Raw genomic sequence first — 19,591 nt, forward strand, 5'->3', positions numbered from 1 at the left:
ACCCGGGGGAACACCGTACGGCGTTACGGGTACGTGTACGACGCGCCGGGCAGGCGGGTGGAGAAGCACGAGCTGGACGCGGAAGGAAAGCCGTATAACCGGACGACGTTTTTATGGGACGGAATGCGGCTGGCGCAGGAGTGCAGGCTGGGAAGAAGCAGCAGCCTGTATATCTACAGCGACCAGGGGAGCCACGAGCCGCTGGCGCGGGTGGACAGGGCGGCGCCGGGCGAAGCGGATGAGGTGCTGTATTACCATACGGACGTAAACGGCGCGCCGGAGGAGATGACGGACGGCGGGGGCAATATTGTCTGGGAAGCGGGCTATCAGGTATGGGGGAACCTGACGCATGAAAAAGAAACCCGGCCCGTACAGCAGAACCTGCGTTTCCAGGGGCAATATCTGGACAGGGAAACGGGGCTGCATTACAATTTGTACAGATTTTATGATCCGGATATCGGGAAGTTTATATCGGGCGATCCTATTTCGATCCGGGGTGGGATAAATCTTTATCAGTATGCGCCGAATCCGATAAGCTGGATCGATCCACTTGGGCTGAGTTGTGGCCCAATGGTGAAGAAAATCAATGGACGTAATCCTAGCAATAGTTCATTTGCAGGAAAAATCTATCCGGCCAGCAAATTACCAGTAGATATAAGAGGAAAATATCCTCATGGTGTACCATTTAATCATGCAGGATTCCCTGATTTTTCACGTTATTCAATTAAAAATACTCGCATTGAATTGGGTGCGTCAAGGAATGTGGATTTTGGCAGGGCTGATCGTGCTGTGGGATATGGTCCCGGAAATCCTCGTCCTGAAGGATATACTTGGCATCACCATCAGGATTCTGGATATATGCAATTAGTTCCTACTGATTTACATGATGCAATAAGGCATTCAGGTGGGATTTCCACAAGTAAGAGGTAATTTGTGATCAATATCATTTATTCTAAAAAACCGGCAACATTAGAGGATATCTCTGATTTTGAGAGAGAGATAAAGGGGGTTTTACCAATTGATTATAAAAATTTTTTGATGAAACATAATGGAGGGCAACCTCAGCCTGACTCGTTCAAATTTTTTTCTGATAGAAACGATGCATCTTCAGTTGATCGGTTTCTTAGCTTAGGTAAAGAGAAAAATAGTAACCTTCTTAAATATTACAATAATTATAAAGATAGAATCCCATCAGGCTTTATCCCTATTGCTCATGATGCGGGAGGTAACCTTATTATTATGGAGCTGAAAGATAACGAAAATAAAATTTATTTTTGGGATCATGAGGTTGAAGTTGATGAAGGAGAGACTCCTGATATGAGTAATGTTTATTTAATCAATGAATCTTTTTCTGATTTTATAAATAATCTTTATGAAGAAGTTATCTAGGTAAAATTAAGGCCGAGTTACCGGCCTTTTTATTAAACAATCACGTCCCGCATCCCCTTAACCACCAGTTCAGCCTTGTAAAGCTGCTCGCGCAGCTCCTGCACCTCGTTACCGTCCGCCATTAGCACAATACACCCGTCCGAAATCTTCACCGTCACGCCGCTCCCCGGTCTCAAATCCCGCTTCTTCCTGGCAGTCGCCGCTGGGGATTTGTGAGTAACAGGCGGTCATGCAGGTTTCGCTGTTGATGTGGCGGACGCTGGCGCCGGAGGCATTCATATTTGCTGACTAAATAAATTCTTAATTCTCCGCCGGATGCTGGCTGATTGTGGAGCTTAGGGTGAGCGAGTATGGGCGCGACATCATGGCACCGCGCCTCCCTCTCCCCGGCCAGCACCGGGCGGTGATGAGCAACCGGCTGCCGGGGCCGTATTTTGACGATGAAACGGGCCTGCATTAAAATCTGTTCAGATATTATGCACCGGAGTGTGGCAGGTTCGTCAGTCAGGCCCGACAGGGCTGAAAGGGGGATTAAATCCTTACCACTATCCGTTGAATCCCGTCACAGATACAGATCCGCTGGGATTGTTTACATGTGAATTATGTAGTCGCATGATAGATGAGACTAATAATAGTCTGGATAGTCTTCCATTTAATCCGGCAAAAATGTTAACGGCTAGTTTAAATATGGCTAATTCTGCAAGATTGCACGCAAGTGGGGTAGCCAAACTCGGGATAGGTATTGCTGCTGATGGATTGGTTATATTGTCTCCAGTGGGCAATGTTTCTCTGGCATGGGGGCGTGGAATATCAAATTGGCAACTGCTTCATATAACAGGGCAAATTTATGATTATCAGAATCACTTAATGAAACCGACAAGGATAGGTGCTGCAAAAATTTATTAGGTGTATTGCCTTATAGTGAACAGTTTGACGATCCAGATGAGCCATCAATTAGCGATTTGTATAAAGAGAAATTCCATAACATGATGGATTCTCCAATGAATTTCATCAAAAAGATAGGGACATTGATGTTTGATGAATATGATTAATAAAATATCCATGTTGATCTTTATTATTGGAAGTATAAGCGCGATAATATGGGTATTATATGCCACTTTATCGAAAAGAGGGATGTTTAGAGATAATCTTAAAAAAATAATCAAGATAATATGTGATTTATTTTGGGGGATAGGCTGATAACTCTGAGTAAAGAATATCAGAGACTGTACATGAAATTATTAATCCTTCGTTGAATAAAAGCCGGGAAATCATTATAGGCGGATAACCGCATCACGGAAGATATGCAGTACGTGTACCGGTATGGCTGTTACGGGAGGCTGACGCCGGAGCAGATGGCGGGACAACTGGAGCCGGAGTACACACCCCAAAGGAAAGAGAGGTTTGTGCGTATTATTCATTGTGTGATCATAGCGGTACAGGTACTTCTGCTGGTTTGTTATTCACAATATCAGCCCCTGATGCTGATTTATTACCAGGAATATCAGAGTCTGGAGGGGATTCTTATGGAGGCACTTCTTGCGGGAATGGCTTATACAGATGCTTGTGATCAAACTGATAGTTATAAATATACAAAAGGTGTGAGTATGGGACCCGGATTTGGAGACTAGGGGGAACTCACATGCTCCCGGCATTCGAGGTGTCTATCGGAGATTTTCGATCTGATGGATAAGGAATATGATTGGTTATCAGGTGAATTCAAGTGAAAAGAAATAGATTTTTTCTATCGTTACTATTTATGGTGTTGATTGTGTTGTTCGTTATTCTATTTTTTACATGGTTAGGTAGAGAGAATATTAAAAATGATAGCGCTATTCGAGAAGTTGCGAAAGAAGAAGTTGATAAGCTTTTTTCTCTTTATAATAAAGGGGAGTATGCTGAGATATATGATTTGTCATGTGACTCTTTCAAAAATGCCACTGCGAGAAAAGATTTTTTAACAGTTATGGGAACTAAAATGAAAATACTCGGTGAATTTAAAGGGCGAAAACTTCAATATAGTAATGTCATTAATTCAAAATCCGTGGAGTTATATTATAGAGTGGACTATATTAACTATTCTTTAATTGAAGAATTTAACTATATTAAAAATGATGGACAAAAAATATGCTTGCAAGCAATGTATACGGATGATGCGGGGAAACATGGGGAGGTAATTAAATTACATTAACGTGTGATAACTCCAGTTAGAGCCTATCCCAATGCGATGAAGAATCGGGGCTGTATTATAACTAGCGCCGTTTCTATAATCCGGGACTGGGAAGGTATATTACGTAGATCCAATAGGGCTGAAAGGGGGATGGAGCCGATATCATTATCCTCTGAATCCTATTACAGATAGTGATCCTCTTGGCCTTATTACTTGTGGTACTGATAGAGGTGATTCTGGCAAGTTATTAAGATGAAAAATGGTTTAAAATAATTGCATTAGTGAATGCTTACTTACGTCTTTGCCTACAAAAAGTAACGGATTTGCCTTCTGGAATTGTGTTAACGAATGCAAATAAAATCAAGGCTGTTGATGTTTTTACTACAGGAATAGGTATGGTTAACGATAAGGATACAGCTATATTAATTAGTAATTTAATGTTGAGATTCGGTAAGGAACTTGATGAATCTGTTGCTGTTGTTCAGTCCCGTTGTGATGAGGATGAATTTAATGTATATCGAGAAGCGGTTGGTTTTATCATGGGTGAAATGCTTATTAAAATAATGAATCCATTATATGAAAAACATCCAGAAATAAAACCAAAAGGATTGAAATAAAACATCTGGAACCGGATGAATAATGTGTAAAAGCCGGAGGGGTTATCTTTTCCCGGCTTTTTATTATCAATTACTCATTAACTCCTGTTCCGTTCTTTTGCGTTTAATCACCGGAATATCTCCGGTATTGTTCAGCGCCCCCGGAAAGGTTTTTAGCCACGCTTTCACCTTCTTTTGATTAATAAAAGTCACGCCCATCCCTTCAATACAGACAAAGAGTCCGTGGGTATGCTGCGGCGTGATCACGATGCAATCCCTCATTACCCGCACCTTGACGGGCATCCCGTTAATAAACCCCGCCTGCGGCATCCATTCACCGTACAAACGAACTGAAAGTCTCTCAATGCGTGAGTATGTAAGTATCCCGCATAATCGAGCCATTCACATTTAGAGATCATCCGACATAATCAATCTGCCAACGCAGGAGATCGCTGTGCGTAAAGCCCGTTTTACTGCGCACCAGATCATCGCTGTGATTAGATCAGTCGAATCCGGACGGACTGTTAAAGATGTCTACCGGGAGGCCGGTATTTCTGAAGCCACCAGGGACAACTGGAAGTCTGGATACGGCGGCAGGGATACGCGTGGAATCACAAAAGGCTCCACCGTATTTACTGTCTGCTCAAGCTGAATTTTCGCCGTAAGGGTAAACAACGGCTGCCGGTACGCAATCCCTCGCCACAGGTCACGCCGGAAGCGCTGAACCAGAGCTGGTCTGTGGGCGTCGTTTTCGCAAGTTCAATGTTGTTGATGACTGTAATCGTGAAGCGTTGTCGATAGAAATCGATCTGAATCTGCCAGCTCTGCGAGTGGTCCGTGTACTCGACAGGATTACAGCAACCGCGGTTATCCGGCCATGCTGCGTATGGATAAGGGACCGGTATTTATCTCGCTGGCACTGGCTGAATGAGCAAAGAAACATGCAGTAAAGCTGGCGTTTATCCAGCCGGGTAAGCCGAAGAAAAACGTTTTCATCACGCGCTTTAACCGGACATACCGTACAGAAATACTCAATTCTTATCTGTTCAGAACGCTGAATGAGGTGCGGGAAATTACGGATAAAGGGTTATCAGAATATAACTGCGAACGTCCACATGAATCGCGGAACAATATGATACCGAAGGAATACCGCTAACAACATTATCTGGCCGGAATCTTAAAAATGCATGGAACTAAAACGGGTCTATTTACAGGGGCACCTGCGATGAATTTCGCTGCACTGAAAAGCGATACCTGATGAGAGCTGCTTCAAATTAATGTGCCATGTTCACGGGGAGGTTGTGCGACGTTTGCATAATCCAGCAAGAACTGAAAGGAAGGGGAGAGCTTTTTCATGCCTGTATAATCAGTCTGGCCTGTGTCAGTCAGCTCTTAGTGTTGAGACTCTCGTTGGAGCTTTATAATTGCTTTTCCGTTTCGGAAAACAAGATTTTCCATTAAAGATCTTCCCTGCGAGGAAAAGTTAACTAATAATCTTACCGTCGAGTTAGGAGATGTATGTTTAAATATAAACAATGTTGCAACGATGCCTGATAATTATCCTCTCTTCGAAGATAAGTTTCCCACACCCAGTGTGGTGGGTGTCATTGTAATGTTATCACTTGAATGTAAATGGAAGGTATAATTGCTTTTTGACTAGCATTCTATTCCCCCCTGACAACACAATGTTAACATCAATACTGGTTATATTTACAACAACGTGATTAAGAGGTGCTCTGATATATAGATTTTTATGACATTACTTATTTGAATTGGTAACAAATACCAATAAGTACAAGCTGTTATTACCAGCCACGGATTTTTCCATACGGTAAGATTTGGTATGGCGTTATGTATTCTGGATGTGCTGGATTATTTTAATTTGGTTAAAAAAAGGTGGTTTTTCGATGAAAAACGTAAAAAATTTAATTATCGCAAGTGCATTAAGCATTATGGCTGCTAGTTGTTATGCTGGCTCGCTCGTGCCGAATACAAGCACTGGCGTGTCGGCGGATGTAAATTTCAGTAATCCTGGACAACTACAAGCACGGCTTACTCCAGTGTTTGGCTTGGTGGCAGGGCCTCATAAGGCTGATGAGGCTATTGCTATGCTTTCGGTAAGCGGTTCGAGCAAACAATACGCGGTAACGGGAGATTATTCTAAACCTGAAGTAGTGGGCAACGCCAGCGATGTGTGGACGGTAACTGGTAAAAATGGTAATACCATTAAAGTTAACTTTGGGGGGGTAGGCTGTGGCAATAAAGGTTCATTAGTGGATGGTGCTTCGCATAAGTGGTGGGTATATAACATGGCAGATAAAGTCGCTGTGAAATTGTCTGGATCACAAACGGTAAAGGCTGATACTTATCCAGTGACGCTAAACATAGCGGAGTATCAAGCTTAATAGTAAACAACTTTTATTGCGCCTTATTAAGGCGCAATAAATATCAAGTCATACATTTTTTTATAACTTGTAATATGAAAATTATTAGTTTTGGTGTAATGGCGGCTGTTTTATTCGTCTCTAATTCTATAACTCCTCCAGTGTATGCCTCTGAGCAGAAATTAAATTTAAACGCTAAATCATTCAGCGTGAAGCTGGGGGCTACACGGGTGATTTATCACGCTGGTACAGCTGGAGCCACGCTCTCGGTGAGCAACCCGCAGAATTACCCTATTTTGGTTCAGTCTTCAGTCAAAGCAGCAGACAAAAGTTCGCCTGCTCCCTTTTTGGTGATGCCGCCTCTATTTCGTTTAGAAGCGAACCAGCAGAGTCAACTGCGTATTGTCCGTACTGGTGGTGACATGCCAACGGATCGTGAAACTTTACAGTGGGTCTGTGTAAAGGCGGTACCACCCGAAAATGAACCGTCGGATACACAGGCTAAGGGCGCGACCCTTGACCTCAATTTGTCCATCAACGTCTGTGATAAGCTGATTTTCCGCCCGGATGCCGTGAAGGGGACGCCGGAAGATGTTGCAGGAAATTTAAGATGGGTGGAGACGGGCAACAAACTTAAGGTGGAGAACCCCACCCCGTTTTACATGAATTTAGCCTCCGTCACAGTAGGGGGAAAGCCCATTACAGGGCTTGAGTATATCCCCCCCTTTGCTGACAAAACACTAAATATGCCAGGTGGCACTCGTGGTGATATCGAGTGGAGCGTTATTACAGACTTTGGTGGTGAAAGTCATCCGTTCCACTACGTCCTTAAATAAATCCAGGGGCTTAGCGGCAGAATATGAAGTTCAAACATCCTGCCTTGCTACTGTTTATCGCGGGAGTAGTTCACTGCGCAAATGCGCACGCTTACACATTCGATGCATCGATGTTGGGCGATGCAGCGAAAGGGGTTGATATGTCGCTCTTTAACCAGGGGGTACAACAGCCAGGGACTTATCGAGTGGACGTGATGGTGAATGGTAAACGTGTCGACACCCGTGATGTGGTGTTCAAATTGGAAAAGGATGGGCAAGGAACGCCTTTTCTGGCTCCTTGTTTGACGGTCAGTCAGCTTTCACGCTACGGCGTAAAAACGGAAGATTACCCTCAGTTGTGGAAAGCAGCAAAGACCCCAGATGAGTGTGCGGATCTGACCGCCATTCCACAGGCTAAAGCGGTACTGGATATCAATAATCAGCAACTGCAACTGAGTATTCCTCAGGTGGCGTTGCGTCCGGAATTTAAGGGGATCGCTCCTGAAGATCTCTGGGATGATGGTATTCCGGCGTTTCTGATGAACTACAGTGCGAGGACAACGCAGACGGATTACAAAATGGATATGGAGAGGCGTGACAACTCTTCCTGGGTACAACTGCAACCGGGAATCAATATAGGTGCGTGGCGTGTCCGCAATGCGACCAGCTGGCAGCGGAGTGGTCAACAGTCGGGGAAGTGGCAGGCAGCATATACCTATGCTGAGCGTGGACTGTACTCACTAAAAAGTCGTCTGACTCTGGGGCAAAAGACTTCGCAGGGGGAGATATTTGATAGTGTGCCATTTACCGGTGTGATGTTGGCATCGGATGACAACATGGTGCCCTACAGTGAGCGGCAGTTTGCTCCGGTAGTGCGTGGGATTGCCCGCACGCAGGCTCGGGTGGAGGTCAAACAGAATGGTTACACCATTTACAACACCACCGTGGCGCCCGGACCGTTTGCACTGCGGGATCTGTCGGTAACAGACAGTAGTGGTGATCTGCATGTCACCGTGTGGGAGGCCGATGGCAGTACACAAATGTTTGTGGTGCCGTATCAGACCCCGGCGATAGCACTGCACCAGGGATATTTGAAGTACAGCCTGTTGGCGGGCCGATACCGATCGTCAGACTCTGCAACGGATAAGGCGCAGATCGCGCAGGCTACGTTGATGTATGGTCTGCCGTGGAATCTCACTGCATACGGCGGTATACAGAGTGCAACGCACTATCAAGCTGCATTGCTTGGTTTGGGGGGATCTCTCGGGCGGTGGGGGAGTTTATCTGTCGATGGAAGCGACACACACAGTCAGCGTCAGGGGGAGGCGGTACAGCAAGGAGCCTCCTGGCGACTGCGTTACAGCAACCAGCTGACTGCGACGGGGACAAATTTTTTTCTGACGAGATGGCAGTATGCCTCGCAGGGCTATAACACCCTATCCGATGTGCTCGACAGTTATCGACATGATGGCAACCGTCTATGGTCGTGGCGAGATAATTTGCAGCCGAGCTCGCGTACCACCCTGATGTTGAGTCAGTCATGGGGGAGGCATTTGGGCAATCTGAGTTTAACCGGTTCCCGTACCGACTGGCGTAATCGCCCCGGTCATGATGACAGCTACGGACTGAGTTGGGGAACCTCTATCGGAGGGGGCTCGCTGTCATTGAACTGGAATCAAAACAGAACGCTGTGGCGCAATGGCGCGCACCGTAAAGAGAACATAACCAGCCTGTGGTTCAGTATGCCATTAAGCCGCTGGACGGGGAATAATGTAAGTGCTAGTTGGCAGATGACTTCACCATCACACGGTGGTCAGACGCAACAAGTGGGGGTCAACGGAGAGGCATTCAGTCAGCAACTGGATTGGGAGGTGCGTCAGAGTTACCGTGCCGATGCCCCGCCAGGTGGTGGTAATAACAGCGCATTGCACTTGGCATGGAATGGGGCTTACGGCCTGTTAGGTGGTGACTATAGCTACAGCCGGGCGATGCGCCAGATGGGAGTCAATATCGCGGGAGGTATAGTTATCCACCATCATGGTGTGACGCTGGGGCAACCTTTGCAAGGCTCAGTGGCGCTGGTTGAAGCGCCAGGGGCCTCGGGGGTGCCAGTTGGCGGCTGGCCTGGCGTTAAGACGGATTTTCGTGGCGACACCACAGTGGGCAACCTGAACGTCTATCAGGAGAATACAGTCAGCCTCGATCCGTCGCGACTACCGGATGACGCAGAGGTCACACAAACCGATGTGCGCGTGGTGCCAACCGAAGGGGCGGTGGTGGAAGCGAAGTTTCACACTCGCATCGGGGCCAGGGCACTGATGACGCTGAAACGGGAAGATGGGAGCGCCATTCCTTTCGGGGCGCAGGTTACAGTCAATGGGCAGGATGGCAGTGCTGCTCTGGTGGATACTGATAGCCAGGTTTATCTCACTGGTCTGGCGGATAAGGGCGAACTGACGGTGAAATGGGGAGCACAGCAATGTCGGGTTAACTACCAGCTACCTGCCCACAAGGGAATCGCGGGCTTGTATCAAATGAGCGGTCTCTGCAGATAGCCGATTCTGAAGGAGAGAATAATGTGGATGAAAATACAGCGAATGAAAACGGTTATCTATAGCGTAACCTTACTGGTCACTGCCAGTAGCTTGGTGCCGATAGCGAACGCCGCAGAAAAACTTCAGACAACGCTACGTGTAGGGACTTACTTTCGGGCTGGGCACGTGCCAGATGGGATGGTGCTTGCGCAAGGCTGGGTGACTTATCACGGCAGTCACAGCGGGTTTCGGGTATGGAGCGATGAGCAAAAGGCGGGTAACACGCCTACCGTATTGCTGCTGAGCGGGCAACAGGATCCTCGCCATCACATTCAGGTTCGCCTGGAGGGTGAGGGGTGGCAACCAGATACAGTGAATGGTCGTGGCGCCATTTTAAGAACCGCTGCAGATAACGCCAGTTTCAGTGTGGTCGTTGATGGTAATCAGGAAGTGCCTGCGGACACCTGGACGCTGGATTTTAAGGCCTGTGCATTGACACATGAGGAGGCGTAGACATCTGTTCCACTCATACTTCCTGTATCAGTGAATAAGGCGAATACTGTATATCAGGTTCGAGGATGTATTGAAAATTTACTCAAGGTAAATATGGTTAGCAATCTTCATTGCAGAAAAATCAATTGCTGATTGATTTTAAAATCTGAAATTCATCTTTTTTGTAGGGAGAGGAATATTATGTTTCGTAAAATAATTTAACAGACACTGATGCCTTTATTATTTTCTGTTTTGTGGATTTGTTTGATTCACTCTTTTGTGAGCGGGGCTTTATAAGCCCCTGGTATAAGGTTTGTTTATCTGTCAGGTATTCATATGTGATATTTAAGGTTTTATGTTTAGGGGGCTTTTTCTTGTCCCCTCAGGCGTAAAAATAATTTATTTTTTACATAAAGGAATAAAGCATATGTCTTATGCACGACATTTACCGGTATTAATGTATCACCATGTCAGTGATAAACCCGGACAGATAACCTTATCTCCCCGTACGTTCCGGGCGCAGATGAAATGGCTGGCTGAATCTGGCTGGAAAACCGTTACCGCAGCAGAGGTGGAAGCTTTTTATCATGGTGCAAGATTGCCTCGTAAAAGCGTCATGCTGACCTTTGATGGCGGCTGGCTGGATAACTGGTTGCAGGTTTTTCCGGTGCTGCAGGAGTTTAATCTGCATGCGCATCTCTTTCTTGTGACCAGTTTGATCAGTGACGGACCGGTCCGTATTCCTGCAGGCGAACCGGTGTACTCTCATGATGAGTGTCAGATGCTGGTTAAACAAGGCCGGGCTGATGAGGTCATGCTGCGCTGGTCAGAGGTCCGGGAGATGCACCTCAGTGGCCTTGTTGAGTTTCACTCGCACACGCACACCCACCGACGCTGGGACCAGAAACCTGTGTCCCGTAATCCGTCGGATTTGCTTCGTGTCGATATTCTTCTTAGTCGTAAGCGGATGAGGGAGATGCTGGGTTATTGCAGTCAGCATCTGTGCTGGCCTGAGGGCTGGTATTGTTCTGACTATATTCATGTGGCTGAAGAGCTGGGGTTCACATACCTGTATACCACAGAAAGGCGTATGAACAATCCAGTCATCGGTTCACAGCGTATTGGTCGTATCAACACAAAGGAGCGAAAGAATGTGGGCTGGCTGAAACGTCGTCTGTTTTATCACACCACGCCCGGATTTTCTTCGCTGCTGGCCCGGCATAAGGGGGCACGTCGGATAGCTGACTGAGCCGGAGACCAGGATGAAAGTGCTGCATACCGAATCCTCCCCCATCATCGGCGGGCAGGGGTTGTAGGCTATATCCCAAATGATGGTGCTGATTTTGAGCAGAAATAAGATAACACCGGAGGCCGTGATAGACCCGGTTGCGCAGAATCTGGAGGCAGCAGGTCACTGGCGCAGGGCTTCTACCCGCTGGCTTTTGGTCATGGGAGATTTTGAATGTACAGAGGCCCAGCGGGAGTGGTTGTTGTTGCGCCGGAATTATTGCCTTGCGCAGATATCTTCCCCTGGCACCAGTAAAGCTGGATATCAGCGACGTGACGAAATGAGAGGAGCCTGCACATAGGTTTATGTTTTGAGTAAGCGTCTTATTTAAACCGTCTGTTCTGTTTCCTCCGCTTTCACAAATAATATCGAGCCGGGTGGGGGGTATGCAAGTAAGAATAATCTGGCGATGTTTTGCTTGTTTCCACGGGATACTTTGTTAGGTGAACGATGCAATTAATGTGCTCCAGACTGCGTCACAGAAAAGGAGAATGCCTTTGCAGAACGGGTGCATGACAATGAACCACTTTATTATTGAGATCTGGTTCGGCGACAACCTTGACGATCACTTCTGAGATAGGGTATTTACACTGAGTGGTAAACAGGTTCAATTAGTAACCGGAGATGGATGCAAAATCATGATCGATTCAGATGCTATTTTGCAGCCAATAGATTTTTTATTAAGATGATATCAAGGACATTGAGGCACACAATGACGCATCAGTAAGTCGTTGATAGCTCCTTTAATATAAGAATTTCTTTTATCAACGGAAGATAATGATGGAACTGATCAATAATCGTGGTATGCGAGACTGGATGATATTTATTAAAGTGGCGGAAGTAGGGAATCTTTCCCGGGCTGCGCGGGAATTAGATATTAGCATTTCTGCTGTCAGTAAATCGCTTAGCCGCCTTGAGAATTCTATTGAGGTTACTTTACTTCGTCGCGATTCACATCACTTAGAACTGACTGGAGCTGGTCAGACAGCCTATGCAAGCATGAAAAGGATAACATCTTCCTTTCAGTCCTTGCTGGATGAATTGCGAAATCCGGATAAAATTATCAGAGGGAGTATAAAATTTTCGGCTCCGGCTATTGTCTGTGAGTTTCTTGCCAATAAGTGGATATGGGAATTTACAGCTAGCTATCCGGATACAAAAATCTACCTGGATTCACGAGAGCGTAGCGATTTTTTTAGTAAATCCCTGGAGTTTGATGAGCTGGTTTTTAAAAGTGGCATAATCGAAAGTGAGGATCTCGTGTATCGAAAGATAAGCCCTTTAAAGTTGGTTCTTTGTGCGAGTCCGAAATATATCAGAAAATATGGCAGGATCTCACACCCTGGCGATTTGGAAAATCACATTATTGTGGGTCTTCACAACCATGGTCTTTCCGGACCTCTTACTCTTTTCCGTCAAGATGAATCATACACTATTAGTGGCGCTGTTAATGTTCATTTATCTTCCAATAATCTTTTGAGTGTTCTTAATTTGGTTTTAGAAGGAAAGGGTATCAACCTCATGACTCCGGCCTGGCTTGCCACCAAATACTTAAAAAATAATGAACTTGAAATTATACTTCCTGAATGGAGGGTTCCAGATCTCCCCATTTATCTTGTATGGCGTCATCGTCAGTATTATTCTCCTTTATTTCAACGCTTTCTGTCTTTTATTGAAGATAAATGGAATAATCGCCCACAAATTGATTTTCTGAATGATGATTAACCCGTTTGGAATGGTTTTGACACGTTCCTGACTTAAACCCACATGATGATGACTGAATTGAGGCATCGAGATATGCGACTGGTCAGCCAGTCGTCTTTTGACGATGCCCAATACAAAACATGATGCCGACTGACGGAAATGATAATACCCGGAAACAGGACGGGGCTGTTTTTGGGCAGCCGGAAGTTAAGCCCATACCAGAAACGTTGCAGTGTACTGAAAAATGGCGCCAGGTTGCACTGTAAGTATCCCGCATAATCGAGCCATTCACATTTAGAGATCATCCGGCATAATCAATCTGCCAACGCAGGAGATCGCTGTGCGTAAAGCCCGTATTACTGCGCACCAGATCATCGCTGTGATTAGATCAGTTGAATCCGGACGGACTGTTAAAGATGTCTACCGGGAGGCCGGTATTTCTGAAGCCACCAGGGACAACTGGAAGTCTGGATACGGCGGCATGGAAGCTTCTGATATTAAATCTTGAGGGTGTCAACGCCAGGATTTATGGTCGTTTTTCGCTATTTTTAATATCCGCTGTTTGATCACTTCTGCTGTCCGCTTTCCGCCATTTCATCTTCACTGATTGGCGTTGCGCTTTTGGTCAGCGCCCCGACTTTGCGTTTTTCCTTCAGTTGGTAACTTTCTCCTTTGATATTCAGTGTGGTTGAGTGATGCAGTAGCCGATCCAGGATCGCTGTTGCCAGCACGTTATCACCGAACATCTCTCCCCAGTCTGCGAAGCCTTTGTTTGACGTCAGGATAATGCTCGCTTTTTCATACCGTCGGTTCAGCAGTCGGAAGAACAGACTGGCTTCCTCACTGGTCATTGGCAGGTAACCTACTTCGTCCAGGATCAGCCCCCGCGCATAGCTCAGTTGTTGTAGCTGGCGCTTCAGGCGGTTTTCCAGCTTCGCTTTCATCAGCGTCTACCAACCTGCCCTGCGGCATGAACAACACCCGATGGCCCACATCTGCCGCTTTCACACCGGGGGCAGCGGCCAGGTGGGTTTTCTCCACTCCGGGGGCCCCAGCAGGATCACATTCTCGCAGCGCTCCACGAACGCCAGACCGGCCAACTCCCGGACGACCTTATGATCGATGCCTGGCTGGAAGCTGAAGTCGAACTGCTGCAGCGCCATGCACAGGAATGTCGACTTATTTTTGGGCTGACAGAGGCATTGGTCGTTAAGACTTGTACATTCATGTTGCTTACTCGCACAAAAGGGGGAAAGGAACCGTAAACAACATTGACAGGTAAAGGACTGGCATCAATTTGAATGGTGTTTTTTTGTAACTTTATGTTTTAAAAGATAAATTACATTTTCATGGTGAATTATTCTGTTTTTTATTGTTGTTTATGGATTATTTAACCAATATTTCAACTAAAAATAGTGTATTATATTGATTACACTTTGCTGGAGAGGTGTAAACATCAAGCGTAACCATATGATGTATATAAGTTTTTGTTTGCTGATATCATATTTTTAACAGATATTGAGCAAGTAAATCTGATCTAACTGTAACTTTAGTTTTCTAAATTAATTACTTTGCTTACTTTTTTTTACCTGGTTTTGTAAAACCTCATGATGATCAGTCTATTTGTGGCTTTGTTTAAGGTTTATTTGGTTTTGTAGTCTGAATTGTATCTCCCTCCTGGAGGGCTTTCTTTAGATTCTCTGTCTCCTACGTTGTTATGTTACGTATTTGTTGCTTTGAAGGGGGGGGGGGATACAGTTCCATTTATCTGAGTAAGTCAGGTACACAGTAACAACTTTTTTATGAAGAATTTCCAAAATTTTTACTGCTGCGTTATTAATTGTTCAGCGATTCTTACAGATCTGTCGTTCGCTTTTGGTGAATGAAATCCGTGGACTTTTATTTACTAATTTTTTCTTTCCTGAAAAAAACAGAGGTATTGAGCGAAAAATTTTATTCCGTATGATGCCCTCCACACAAAATGTATTAACACTGAATCGTAATTTGCTTCTTTATGCTGATAACTTTCTGTCTATGCTAATACTAAAATTTAGATGACTTTTATACGGTAAAATCTGGTATGAATTTTAAAGATACTCTTCCCGGGGTGTTTCTCTGTGTCGCTATGTTTGCATGTGGTCATGCCAGGGCGAATATGCTCGTTTATCCCATGGCGGCAGAAATTAATAGTAGCCGCGAAGAGGCCACCTCGCTGTTCGTCTATTCTAAATCAGATCATGTGCAATATATTCGAACAAGAATCATGCGTATTGAACATCCTGGTATGCCACAGGAGAAGGAGGTACCAGCAGGGAATGATATAGAGACAGGACTTGTTGTCTCCCCGGAGAAATTTGCCCTTTCCCCGGGAACAAAAAAAACAATACGTGTTATCAGTACTCAGGCACCGGAAAGAGAGGAAGCCTGGCGGGTATACTTCGAGGCTGTTCCTGAACTGGAAGATGATCCACAGGCAGGTGGAAAGCAAAATTCATCCGTAAGTGTGAATCTTGTCTGGGGGGTGTTGCTGCGTGTTTCTCCGTCAGACCCCAGGCCTGCGCTGGTAACGGACGGTCACCACCTGCTGAATACGGGAAATACCCGGCTTTCTCTTATTCGGGCCGGCAACTGCGACACCACATGCCACTGGCAGAATATAGACAAAAGTATTTATCCCGGCGGGAGTGCTGATATTCCGGCCGGAATAAAAAGTAATGCATTTCGTGTGGAATATCGTACGGGTGCAAATTCACCGGTAATCTCTGCTGATTTAACAGCAGCCGGAAAGTAAAAACACACGGAGCGTACGCTATACCCTACATTTATTCTCAGGGGGAGCGGATGTATACCGGGTGTACATATATCACTGTAATAAACAACAAAGCAAGGTTATTTTTTATGAACATGAAAACATCTTTTATTGCCGCGGCTGTGGCATTGGCCACCGTTTATTCTTTTTCTGTTTCTGCGGTTCAGAAGGATATTACCGTCACTGCCAATATTGACAGTACACTTGAACTGCTGCAGGCCGATGGTTCATCCCTCCCGTCGACTATGAAGCTGGATTTCATGCCGGGTAAGGGCCTGGTCCATAAATCACTCCAGACCCGCCTTTACAGCAACGATCAGACCAAGTCGGTTAATGTAAAACTGTTGAATGCTCCACAACTTATCAACGTCCTGGATCCCACCAAAACCATTGATATGGAAGTGACTCTGGGAGGACGGTCACTGACCACCACCAATTCTGTACTGGAAGCTAAAACCCTGTTCCCGGACGGAAAAACTGGCGATGCTTCAGCTCTGCTGAACCTGGATATTGGTCAGAAGGCTGGAGCAGCCTTACAAAACCTGCCTGCCGGTGAATACAGCGGATTGGTCAGTCTGGTGATTTCACAGGCTGTCACTGCCGGCTAATAACCGGTTATTAGCTCTTCATCTGATCCGGTTTTGGGTTGTCACCGTTCGTACCTGAACCGGATCCGGTATTGATCTTATTATTCATTGCAATTCAGGTCTCTTTACGTGAGTCGTTATTTCTGGATGTATTATTTACTGGGGTTGTGCAGTTTTACCAGCCAGGCAACTCTTATTCCCCCTCCTGGATTTGAATCTCTGCTGGAAGGACAGACTGAGCAAATTGAAGTGTTGCTACCAGGGCATTCACTGGGATTATTTCCGGTGGTGGTTAAACCGGACACCGTGCAGTTCATGTCCCCATTGATGGTACTTGAAAGCAGTGGGCTTGCCGCGTTGCCGGGCGCAGAACGGCAAAAAGCGCTGGCTGCACTCAGCCGTCCGTTGCTACGTAACAGCAATCTGGTCTGTGGTGTCTCAGAAGCAAAAGACAGCAGCGAGTGTGGTTACGTGGCAACAGATAAAGAGGATGTTGCGGTTATTTTTGATGAGAACAACGCTCAGTTATCTTTGTTTCTTAACCGGGACTGGTTGCCGGATGAAGAACGACGTGATAAACGCTGGCTGACTCCGACCCCGGAGGGTGTCAGCGCATTTATTCACCGCCAGACGCTGTATCTGAGTGATGATCTCCACAGTCGTAATATGACACTGAATGGTAGCGGTGCCCTGGGGCTTGGTGACGGTCGTTATCTGGGAGGCAACTGGGCGGCTATCTGGAATCAGTCAGAACATTACAATAACAGTCAGGCCTGGTTTGACAATCTGTTTGTCCGTCAGGATCTCGGCAATCAGTATTATCTCCAGGCTGGTCGGATGGATCAGCGGAATCTGTCCAGCGCCACGGGGGGGGATTTTGGGTTCAGTCTGCTTCCCCTGAGCCGGTTTGATGGATTACGAACCGGGACCACCCAAGCTTATGTGAACCATGAGGTGGACCAGAATGCCACTCCGGTTATGGTTCAGGTTACCCGAAATGCCCGTATTGATATTTATCGTGGCAGCGAGTTGCTGGGGAGTCAGTTCCTGACCCCGGGAATGCATACCCTGGATACTCACTCTCTTCCACCGGGAAGCTATCCTCTGGCGTTGCGGATATATGAGGATGGAATTCTGCGACGAACGGAGAGCCAGCCCTTCAGTAAGGGGGGTAATAGCTTCAGTGCACAGACCCAGTGGTTTATTCAGGGCGGGCAGGAAGATACCGGGGATAAAGCCAGCCATTATGACGGTGAGACTGTCATGGCTGCCGGATTCCGAACTGGGCTGCGGAAAAATATCAGTCTGACCGAAGGTATCTCTCTGGCACATGAGGCCTGGTACAGTGAAACCCGACTGAATTCACAGCATGCAGTGCTGGATGGCACGCTGGACCTTTCTGCCGGGATACTGCATGGGACAGACAGCACGAGCGGTAACACTGAGCAGGTGACATACAACGACGGATTTTCCGCGAGTCTGTGGCGTAACCATACGGAAAGTGATGCCTGTAGTGGTCGTCATCCACAGTCAGTGCATGCCAGTATGACCTGCCAGACTTCGATGAACGCCTCCCTGTCGGTTCCGGTGGGGAACTGGTATGCCCTACTGGGATACAGTACCAGCAGGACAGAAGGTCGGCCGGTTTACCGGGGATATGATGATAACAGTGACAAAGAAAATGTGTTCTGGCGACAGGCATACATCCCTGCCTCTCACCGCGAATCTGCTCAGGCTAGTGCAACGTACAGCCTTAATATGGCTGGCATGAATATTAATACCCATGGGGGAGTATGGCGAACCCGAAATAACGGAGTGAATGATGATGGCTTGTTTATGAGTGTCAGTGTGTCATATGCCTCTCAACCACCGACAATGACTGGCAGTAATGGGTATACCTCAGCCGGGACCGATATTCACAGTAGCCGGAATCAAAAAACACAGACGTCCTGGAATGTGAACCATGTGAGATCCTGGCAGCAGGATCTGTATCGTGAACTGTCGGTGGGTTTCTCCGGTTATAACGACGACAGCTGGAGCGGGAGTCTCGGCGGACGCATGAGCGGCCGTATGGGGGAACTGAGCGCCACTATCAGTAACTCCCATCAACGTAATGCGGGCAGCGCCAGTTCACTCACCGCTGGCTACAGCTCGTCTCTGGCGTTATCCCGTAATGGACTGTTCTGGGGAGGTGGTCAGGACGGTGAACCGGCCTCTGGCATGGCGGTGAACGTGGAGTCAGAGGGGGACGAGGGCAGTAGCGGGAAAGTAGTCAGCGTTCGTGGCAGCAGCCAGCCGTTCAGTCTCGGTTTTGGTCAGCAGTCGCTGTTGCTGATGGAAGGCTATAACGCCACGGAGGTGACCATTGAGGATGCAGGGGTTAGTTCACAGGGTATGGCAGGCGTAAAAGCGGGAGGGGGAAGCAGGCGTTACTTCCTGACACCCGGGCATCTGCTGGTTCACAACATCAGCGCCAGTATGAGCCGACTGTACGTTGGCCGCGTACTGGACAAGGATGGCAGACCGCTGCTGGACGCACAGCCACTGAACCATCCATTTTTGTCGCTGGGACCTTCCGGGCGATTTAGCCTGCAGAGCGAGCATAAAGAATCCAGCCTGTGGCTGCTGTCAAAAAACAGGATCCTGCGTTGTCCGATGTCAGTACATAAACGTCGGGATGTTATGCAGGTAGTGGGTGATGTGCGGTGTGAATTAAGTGACGTGGATGCCCTGCCACAGGCGTTGCAAATATCGCCGCGGGTCATCCGTTTACTGAACGTTGCTGGTCTGCTGCGCCATGCCGTTCAGGAAGCATAACGTAAA

The 19,591-nt window shown here is 46.8% G+C and carries 17 protein-coding genes and 8 pseudogenes; 22 read left to right on the plus strand and 3 right to left on the minus strand.

What is annotated here, in order from left to right; genetic code table 11:
• Both ACLJQJ_RS00005 and ACLJQJ_RS00010 read left to right on the plus strand, forming a co-directional pair.
• A partial coding sequence (locus tag ACLJQJ_RS00005; protein WP_240872390.1) for an RHS repeat-associated core domain-containing protein occupies positions 1 to 930 on the plus strand: 930 nt, incomplete at its 5' end.
• Between the two features lie 3 nt (positions 931 to 933).
• Positions 934 to 1,389 (plus strand): SMI1/KNR4 family protein, encoded by a 456-nt coding sequence (locus ACLJQJ_RS00010; protein WP_058820897.1) that lies wholly within the window; start codon positions 934 to 936, stop codon positions 1,387 to 1,389.
• A gap of 32 nt (positions 1,390 to 1,421) precedes the next feature.
• On the opposite strand, the pseudogene ACLJQJ_RS00015 reads toward ACLJQJ_RS00010, so the two are convergent.
• Positions 1,422 to 1,668 (minus strand): annotated as a pseudogene (locus tag ACLJQJ_RS00015) (hypothetical protein).
• Positions 1,669 to 1,804: 136 nt separating this feature from the next.
• On the opposite strand from ACLJQJ_RS00015, the pseudogene ACLJQJ_RS00020 reads away from it, so the two are divergent.
• The 6 genes and pseudogenes from ACLJQJ_RS00020 to ACLJQJ_RS00045 form a co-directional block, all read left to right on the plus strand.
• Positions 1,805 to 1,977: pseudogene (locus tag ACLJQJ_RS00020) on the plus strand (RHS repeat-associated core domain-containing protein); the annotation flags it as partial.
• A gap of 24 nt (positions 1,978 to 2,001) precedes the next feature.
• Positions 2,002 to 2,295: a hypothetical protein gene (locus tag ACLJQJ_RS00025; protein ID WP_125854225.1), complete on the plus strand. Its 294-nt coding sequence runs from the start codon at positions 2,002 to 2,004 to the stop codon at positions 2,293 to 2,295.
• A gap of 449 nt (positions 2,296 to 2,744) precedes the next feature.
• Positions 2,745 to 3,020 (plus strand): hypothetical protein, encoded by a 276-nt coding sequence (locus ACLJQJ_RS00030; RefSeq protein ID WP_223229629.1) that lies wholly within the window; start codon positions 2,745 to 2,747, stop codon positions 3,018 to 3,020.
• Positions 3,021 to 3,112: 92 nt separating this feature from the next.
• The gene (locus ACLJQJ_RS00035) at positions 3,113 to 3,580 is read left to right on the plus strand and encodes a hypothetical protein (RefSeq protein WP_063809038.1); all 468 of its coding nucleotides are present in this window, start codon (positions 3,113 to 3,115) and stop codon (positions 3,578 to 3,580) included.
• Positions 3,581 to 3,609: 29 nt separating this feature from the next.
• Positions 3,610 to 3,767: pseudogene (locus ACLJQJ_RS00040) on the plus strand (RHS repeat-associated core domain-containing protein); the annotation flags it as partial.
• 130 nt (positions 3,768 to 3,897) lie between these two features.
• Positions 3,898 to 4,176 carry a hypothetical protein gene (locus ACLJQJ_RS00045; RefSeq protein ID WP_077918084.1) on the plus strand — a complete coding sequence of 93 codons (279 nt, stop codon included), beginning with the start codon at positions 3,898 to 3,900 and terminating at the stop codon, positions 4,174 to 4,176.
• A 66-nt stretch (positions 4,177 to 4,242) separates the two neighbouring features.
• On the opposite strand, the gene ACLJQJ_RS00050 is transcribed toward ACLJQJ_RS00045, so the two are convergent.
• Positions 4,243 to 4,557, minus strand: coding sequence for a SymE family type I addiction module toxin (locus tag ACLJQJ_RS00050; protein ID WP_072102863.1), 315 nt, complete (start codon positions 4,555 to 4,557; stop codon positions 4,243 to 4,245).
• Between the two features lie 91 nt (positions 4,558 to 4,648).
• Here ACLJQJ_RS00050 and ACLJQJ_RS00055 point away from each other — a divergent pair, with 91 nt between their 5' ends.
• From ACLJQJ_RS00055 to ACLJQJ_RS00105, 11 genes and pseudogenes are all read left to right on the plus strand, one after another.
• Positions 4,649 to 4,807 carry a transposase gene (locus tag ACLJQJ_RS00055; protein ID WP_217805114.1) on the plus strand — a complete coding sequence of 53 codons (159 nt, stop codon included), beginning with the start codon at positions 4,649 to 4,651 and terminating at the stop codon, positions 4,805 to 4,807.
• Positions 4,741 to 5,311, plus strand: a pseudogene (locus ACLJQJ_RS00060) (integrase core domain-containing protein); the annotation flags it as partial. The gene ACLJQJ_RS00055 and the pseudogene ACLJQJ_RS00060, both read left to right, overlap by 67 nt.
• A gap of 751 nt (positions 5,312 to 6,062) precedes the next feature.
• A complete protein-coding gene (locus tag ACLJQJ_RS00065; RefSeq protein WP_063809039.1) occupies positions 6,063 to 6,560 on the plus strand; it encodes a Saf-pilin pilus formation protein SafA in 498 nt (165 codons plus the stop codon).
• Between the two features lie 74 nt (positions 6,561 to 6,634).
• Entirely contained in the window at positions 6,635 to 7,375 is a 741-nt protein-coding gene (safB, locus tag ACLJQJ_RS00070) for a pili assembly chaperone SafB (RefSeq protein WP_000691916.1), read from the plus strand.
• 23 nt (positions 7,376 to 7,398) lie between these two features.
• Positions 7,399 to 9,909, plus strand: a complete 2,511-nt coding sequence (locus ACLJQJ_RS00075) for a fimbrial biogenesis outer membrane usher protein (protein WP_063809040.1) — start codon at positions 7,399 to 7,401, stop codon at positions 9,907 to 9,909.
• Positions 9,910 to 9,930: 21 nt separating this feature from the next.
• A complete protein-coding gene (afaD, locus tag ACLJQJ_RS00080; RefSeq protein WP_063809041.1) occupies positions 9,931 to 10,401 on the plus strand; it encodes an AfaD family invasin in 471 nt (156 codons plus the stop codon).
• 406 nt (positions 10,402 to 10,807) lie between these two features.
• Positions 10,808 to 11,629, plus strand: a complete 822-nt coding sequence (locus tag ACLJQJ_RS00085; RefSeq protein WP_000119391.1) for a polysaccharide deacetylase family protein — start codon at positions 10,808 to 10,810, stop codon at positions 11,627 to 11,629.
• An 82-nt stretch (positions 11,630 to 11,711) separates the two neighbouring features.
• A pseudogene (locus tag ACLJQJ_RS00090) lies at positions 11,712 to 11,949 on the plus strand (PerC family transcriptional regulator); the annotation flags it as partial.
• Between the two features lie 496 nt (positions 11,950 to 12,445).
• Entirely contained in the window at positions 12,446 to 13,393 is a 948-nt protein-coding gene (locus tag ACLJQJ_RS00095) for a LysR family transcriptional regulator (protein ID WP_000970302.1), read from the plus strand.
• Positions 13,394 to 13,512: 119 nt separating this feature from the next.
• A pseudogene (locus tag ACLJQJ_RS00100) lies at positions 13,513 to 13,632 on the plus strand (hypothetical protein); the annotation flags it as partial.
• A gap of 80 nt (positions 13,633 to 13,712) precedes the next feature.
• A pseudogene (locus ACLJQJ_RS00105) lies at positions 13,713 to 13,874 on the plus strand (transposase); the annotation flags it as partial.
• Between the two features lie 64 nt (positions 13,875 to 13,938).
• Here ACLJQJ_RS00105 and ACLJQJ_RS00110 read toward each other — a convergent pair.
• Positions 13,939 to 14,535, minus strand: a pseudogene (locus tag ACLJQJ_RS00110) (ATP-binding protein).
• Between the two features lie 917 nt (positions 14,536 to 15,452).
• Between ACLJQJ_RS00110 and tcfA the strand changes: the two are divergent.
• The 3 genes from tcfA to tcfC all read left to right on the plus strand — a co-directional run bounded on the left by tcfA (position 15,453) and on the right by tcfC (position 19,585).
• Entirely contained in the window at positions 15,453 to 16,163 is a 711-nt protein-coding gene (tcfA, locus tag ACLJQJ_RS00115; protein WP_001009501.1) for a fimbrial chaperone TcfA, read from the plus strand.
• 50 nt (positions 16,164 to 16,213) lie between these two features.
• Positions 16,214 to 16,789, plus strand: a complete 576-nt coding sequence (tcfB, locus tag ACLJQJ_RS00120; protein ID WP_000287954.1) for a fimbrial protein TcfB — start codon at positions 16,214 to 16,216, stop codon at positions 16,787 to 16,789.
• Positions 16,790 to 16,897: 108 nt separating this feature from the next.
• Positions 16,898 to 19,585 (plus strand): fimbrial outer membrane usher protein TcfC, encoded by a 2,688-nt coding sequence (gene tcfC / locus ACLJQJ_RS00125; RefSeq protein WP_000092516.1) that lies wholly within the window; start codon positions 16,898 to 16,900, stop codon positions 19,583 to 19,585.
• Positions 19,586 to 19,591: the final 6 nt, after the last annotated feature.

The sequence above is a fragment of the Salmonella sp. SAL04202 genome (assembly GCF_046550775.1).
Lineage (GTDB): Bacteria > Pseudomonadota > Gammaproteobacteria > Enterobacterales > Enterobacteriaceae > Salmonella > Salmonella enterica.

Coding starts and splice junctions, on each gene's coding strand:
- ACLJQJ_RS00025 (WP_125854225.1), top strand. CDS start 2,002: ATGATAGATGAGACTAATAATAGTCTGGATAGTCTTCCATTTAATCCG.
- ACLJQJ_RS00030 (WP_223229629.1), top strand. CDS start 2,745: ATGGCGGGACAACTGGAGCCGGAGTACACACCCCAAAGGAAAGAGAGG.
- ACLJQJ_RS00050 (WP_072102863.1), bottom strand. CDS start 4,557: ATGGCTCGATTATGCGGGATACTTACATACTCACGCATTGAGAGACTT.
- ACLJQJ_RS00065 (WP_063809039.1), top strand. CDS start 6,063: ATGAAAAACGTAAAAAATTTAATTATCGCAAGTGCATTAAGCATTATG.
- safB (WP_000691916.1), top strand. CDS start 6,635: ATGAAAATTATTAGTTTTGGTGTAATGGCGGCTGTTTTATTCGTCTCT.
- ACLJQJ_RS00075 (WP_063809040.1), top strand. CDS start 7,399: ATGAAGTTCAAACATCCTGCCTTGCTACTGTTTATCGCGGGAGTAGTT.
- afaD (WP_063809041.1), top strand. CDS start 9,931: ATGTGGATGAAAATACAGCGAATGAAAACGGTTATCTATAGCGTAACC.
- ACLJQJ_RS00085 (WP_000119391.1), top strand. CDS start 10,808: ATGTCTTATGCACGACATTTACCGGTATTAATGTATCACCATGTCAGT.
- ACLJQJ_RS00095 (WP_000970302.1), top strand. CDS start 12,446: ATGATGGAACTGATCAATAATCGTGGTATGCGAGACTGGATGATATTT.
- tcfA (WP_001009501.1), top strand. CDS start 15,453: ATGAATTTTAAAGATACTCTTCCCGGGGTGTTTCTCTGTGTCGCTATG.
- tcfB (WP_000287954.1), top strand. CDS start 16,214: ATGTATACCGGGTGTACATATATCACTGTAATAAACAACAAAGCAAGG.